The organism is Bacillota bacterium (genome assembly GCA_013178415.1).
In the GTDB taxonomy this organism is placed as follows: Bacteria; Bacillota; SHA-98; order Ch115; family Ch115; genus Ch115.
The window spans coordinates 1-3,846 of the sequence record JABLXA010000051.1; the positions used below are offsets into that span (position 1 = coordinate 1).

Below are 3,846 nucleotides of genomic sequence, written 5' to 3' on the forward strand. Positions count from 1 at the left end.
AACACTGATACCACCACGAAAGGAGAATAGATTATGCCAGCCGAGATATGGCAGGCCATGCATATTGACGAAGCAAGACAAGAGGACTATGAGATCACCAGAGGCGACGTTGTCTTGAAGGATGGAGCCCTTTACGTTGTCGAGGCCGTACGTGATGGAAGGATAAAGGCTATAAGGGAAGACGGAGTTGAGGTGGTAGCAAACATGGCTGAGTTTACCCTGCTGCAGGGAGATGAGCTATTTCAGGTTTTAGAGGCAAAGGCAAGGATGAAGGAGGGAAAGCAGGCCATGATGACACAGGCGCTCAGTATCGAGAAAGGGGATAAACGCGACGCCGCGGCCCCAACGGGAAGGTCGCTACCGCCCCTCAAAGGCGGCTGGTATCACCTGGATGAATGTGGCGGTTATGAGATTGCACCCGGCCTCAAAGTGACCGGGCTTCAGATTCTCAAGGCAAAGTATGAGAGTCCTCTCAAGGCATTTATCAACATACGCCTCAACGGGATCCTGACATTGTATGGGTTCAGAATCCTCAAACAAGGAAAGAGGGCTTCCCTCCTACCACCGCAAAGGCAGGGGGAGATGAGATACCTTGATATAGTCGAAATAGAAGAGCTGCCAAGAAAGAGGCTCGAAGCCCTCGTGCTGAAACTCGCCCAGAGGCTGGCCATCATCTAAGGTGATTCCACGTACCGGAAGCACTCAGGCCTCCGGCCCAGCTTTTCTCCTCGCCCGCGTTTGCTATCCCGTAAGTCCTGCAGAGGACGCCCTCACATAGCAGGCTCCCCCACTCGCTAAGGCCCGTAAGGCGGCCGCGTAGAGTATCCTTCAGCGCCGGCATCCAAGCATGTCCCTCAATGACCAAAGGAAGGTCTCAAATGAAATTCAAAATCGAAAGGAGATAAGACAATGACCATTTGCGCTATGGCAGAGGTATCCCATGCCCATATCCATCCCATTTCAAGTACAGAAATCGAATGTGAGCAGAGGTTTAAGCGGCTCCATGCCGAGATGCAGAAGACATGGGGCCGTATGAGTTTAGTGGACCAGAACGGGACGGAGGTTTTGCCTTCAGCCCAGGTCATATACTGCAGGTATTGCGAGCGTGCAAGGGAGAGCTGCTGCAAGGCTGACTGCGAGGTATTCCGCGAACTCGTGTTCGGCTTGGAGATCGGCATATCGCCTGAGCTTAACCGCATCATCCCCGAAAGAGAAAAAGAAGACTACTTCGACCTGCTTTTGGATCCCTGCAAGAATTGCTCCAAGCGAAGGTCTCATATCGATCCCAAGACCTGGTGCGGGATCCCTCCGAGCTGCTTAGGCACCAGGAGCAGGCGCTTTCAAGAAGTGCTAAACGGCAAATGATCGGTAACATGATGAGATCTCTTTAGAACCCGCATCTATGGTGCGGGCTCAGTCATTTATCCAGGGGCGGGGAGGGATGAAATGTGACATAGGGGTCAGGTAATGAAAATCAATAACTAAAATCTAGAAAGGATGGTAGAAGACATGAACAATCTGAATCGTCAAGATCAGAACCAGGTAAGTGGCAGGGGTGATGCTGAGGTCATAATGCTCACCCAGAAAGAGCTGGCTGAGATCGTCGCTACTGCGGTAAATGCTGCGCTTGAGGCAAGGGAAGAAGCAAGGCCAGCGGCTCCTCAGCCGGTAACCCCGGAGGAGGCAAAGGCCCAGATAAAGGCGGCGGCAGACTCCGTCGGGAGGACCGCAGTTGATTGCCTCAAGATCGCAGGCGGAGGGCTACTCGGGGCGATAGACGAGCTCTTTACCGCAGGCCTGAGAGTGGGGCTTCGCGTCACCGGGAGGATGCGGTAGCACATACATACAAAGGCGCAAAGAGTATGTGCAGTGGAGTGGTTCCAATTGGGGCCACTCCATTTAATTCTGATTGGAGAGGAGACTGAATATCTTGAAGAAAGGATTCTCACTGTATTCCGTCCGGCTCGTGAAGTCAAGGACCATTCCATATGTTAGTACAGGGGTAAGCATCAACAACGCGTCAATAGCAGCAGATGTCGCGCGGCTGTATTACAGCGGCACAGACCGGGAGATCTTCTCTGTTCTTCTTCTCAACACCAGGAACCAGCTCGTAGGCGCAAACATAGCGAGTATCGGGACCTTGAACTCAAGCTTGGTGCACCCGCGAGAGGTATTCAAGCCTGCGATACTGGCCAATGCGTTTGAGGTCATACTCGTCCATAACCACCCGAGCGGTGATCCCACGCCGAGCAGGGAGGACATAGAGATCACAAGACGTATGGTCCAGGCGGGGAACCTGCTGGACATACCGGTCGTAGACCTATCATACTTGCCGAGGATCGCTATGCCAGCATGCGGGAGACAGGCCTGGCATATCTACCCTGAACGGTCAAGATTGGCTGGGTAACCATAGGTATAATCCCACCAATTTGCTGTGCATATATAGGCTACCCCCTACCATATAACCTTCAAGCATATCTGGGAGGTAAGAGATGCCCGCACCGAATGGCGGGCATTTCCTCTCCTTGTGGAGCGGAATGCGAAGTCCAAGAGAGTAAGAGGAGGCTAAGATCATGATTAAGATTAGATTTCATGGAGCGGTCATCATGTGTAAATCCTGTGGCAATGGATTATTCGAGGAGGTGATAGATGACCACTGCCAGATATTCCGGTGCCTGAAATGCAGGGAGACTATCGCCTTCGGCAACGCTGCCCTGGTGGAACGAATCAAACTACCCGCGGACCTTGCAAGGGACGACACCAGTATGCGCTAGTCAATTCCTCAGTCGCTATGTATCAGAGACTGGTGGCAAGCATTCATTAGGGCCCCGGGGATACACCCACCCATCGCTATTGCGGGTGGGCCTTTGTTTTCTCGGGGGGAATATCTGTTCGGGGGACGGCCATGAAGAGCCGTCCCATCAGCTTACAGTTCAAGACTGGAGGGGAGAGCTATGGAGCTTACTGAGGATTTCAGGAAGAAGTTTGTGAAAAGGCTTCAAGGCAAAGATTTCATCCTCTATGGTGGTTTGCTTGAGCTTGCGAGGGGGAAGGGACTCAAGAGGCTTGAAGTAGAGATAGTCCAGATTCCCTCCCCAGAGAATGGAAACTACGCTGTGTGTTCGGCAACCCTTGAAGGTGAGGATAATTCCATCTATCGCGAAGTTGGTGACGCTTCACCTAATAACGTAAATGGGAACATAGCCCCACATATCCTGAGGATGGCCGCTACAAGGGCCAAGGCAAGGGCCCTCAGGGACTTTACCGGGGTGGACATGGTCTCTTTTGAGGAGATGGGTGAGATCGAAGGGGTAGATGATAAGGCTCCCCTCACGGAGAAAAACAATAGCGCGGGGCCCTCCCGCGGGGGTTCCAGGACAAATAGAAGGAGCAAATCAGATTTCCCTCTGTGCCATGAATGCGGTACTGAGGTCACCCGAGCAGTCTACAGGTTCTCTACGAACAAATACGGGAGGCCGCTCTGCATGGCCTGCCAGAGAAAGGCCGCAGCCGGGTGACCTTGAACCCGCCGGCCTCCCACGCTGCCTTGAAAGGAGGTGAAACGAGTGAAGACCGTTCATAACTTCGATGAGGCCCTCCGTTACGTCCACCGTCTTGGCTTCGCTCCCAACTCAAACATCATCCATCAGCAGGGAGCACTGTGTGCAGTGGTGGAAGCTTTAGAGGCTGCTGCTGGAGGGTACCCATTCAAGGTAGTGAATCATCGTTACAAGAGCCCCGAAGGCCATAGCTATCCATGGCTATCTGAGTTCATCGTCCATGGGGCCAAAGGGAAACAACGCGTCTTGCCCTGTAAGTTGTAAGTTGCGCGTATGAATCTACGAG

At 52.9% G+C, this 3,846-nt stretch carries 7 protein-coding genes; all 7 read left to right on the forward strand.

Annotated elements, in window-relative coordinates:
• Nucleotides 1-33: 33 nt before the first annotated feature.
• Complete coding sequence (locus tag HPY52_17015; GenBank protein NPV81935.1) at nucleotides 34-678, forward strand: hypothetical protein; 645 nt, start codon at nucleotides 34-36, stop codon at nucleotides 676-678.
• Nucleotides 679-909: 231 nt separating this feature from the next.
• Entirely contained in the window at nucleotides 910-1,365 is a 456-nt protein-coding gene (locus HPY52_17020) for a hypothetical protein (GenBank protein NPV81936.1), read from the forward strand.
• 144 nt (nucleotides 1,366-1,509) lie between these two features.
• Nucleotides 1,510-1,836: a hypothetical protein gene (locus HPY52_17025; protein ID NPV81937.1), complete on the forward strand. Its 327-nt coding sequence runs from the start codon at nucleotides 1,510-1,512 to the stop codon at nucleotides 1,834-1,836.
• A 130-nt stretch (nucleotides 1,837-1,966) separates the two neighbouring features.
• A complete protein-coding gene (locus tag HPY52_17030; GenBank protein NPV81938.1) occupies nucleotides 1,967-2,407 on the forward strand; it encodes a JAB domain-containing protein in 441 nt (146 codons plus the stop codon).
• A gap of 166 nt (nucleotides 2,408-2,573) precedes the next feature.
• The gene (locus tag HPY52_17035; GenBank protein NPV81939.1) at nucleotides 2,574-2,774 is read left to right on the forward strand and encodes a hypothetical protein; all 201 of its coding nucleotides are present in this window, start codon (nucleotides 2,574-2,576) and stop codon (nucleotides 2,772-2,774) included.
• 180 nt (nucleotides 2,775-2,954) lie between these two features.
• Complete coding sequence (locus tag HPY52_17040) at nucleotides 2,955-3,518, forward strand: hypothetical protein (GenBank protein ID NPV81940.1); 564 nt, start codon at nucleotides 2,955-2,957, stop codon at nucleotides 3,516-3,518.
• A 48-nt stretch (nucleotides 3,519-3,566) separates the two neighbouring features.
• The gene (locus tag HPY52_17045; protein ID NPV81941.1) at nucleotides 3,567-3,824 is read left to right on the forward strand and encodes a hypothetical protein; all 258 of its coding nucleotides are present in this window, start codon (nucleotides 3,567-3,569) and stop codon (nucleotides 3,822-3,824) included.
• The last annotated feature ends 22 nt before the right edge of the window (nucleotides 3,825-3,846 follow it).

What these genes read in the sequence shown, in the direction of transcription:
- HPY52_17015 (NPV81935.1), top strand. Translation starts at nt 34, where the DNA reads ATGCCAGCCGAGATATGGCAGGCCATGCATATTGACGAAGCAAGACAA.
- HPY52_17020 (NPV81936.1), top strand. Translation starts at nt 910, where the DNA reads ATGACCATTTGCGCTATGGCAGAGGTATCCCATGCCCATATCCATCCC.
- HPY52_17025 (NPV81937.1), top strand. Translation starts at nt 1,510, where the DNA reads ATGAACAATCTGAATCGTCAAGATCAGAACCAGGTAAGTGGCAGGGGT.
- HPY52_17035 (NPV81939.1), top strand. Translation starts at nt 2,574, where the DNA reads ATGATTAAGATTAGATTTCATGGAGCGGTCATCATGTGTAAATCCTGT.
- HPY52_17040 (NPV81940.1), top strand. Translation starts at nt 2,955, where the DNA reads ATGGAGCTTACTGAGGATTTCAGGAAGAAGTTTGTGAAAAGGCTTCAA.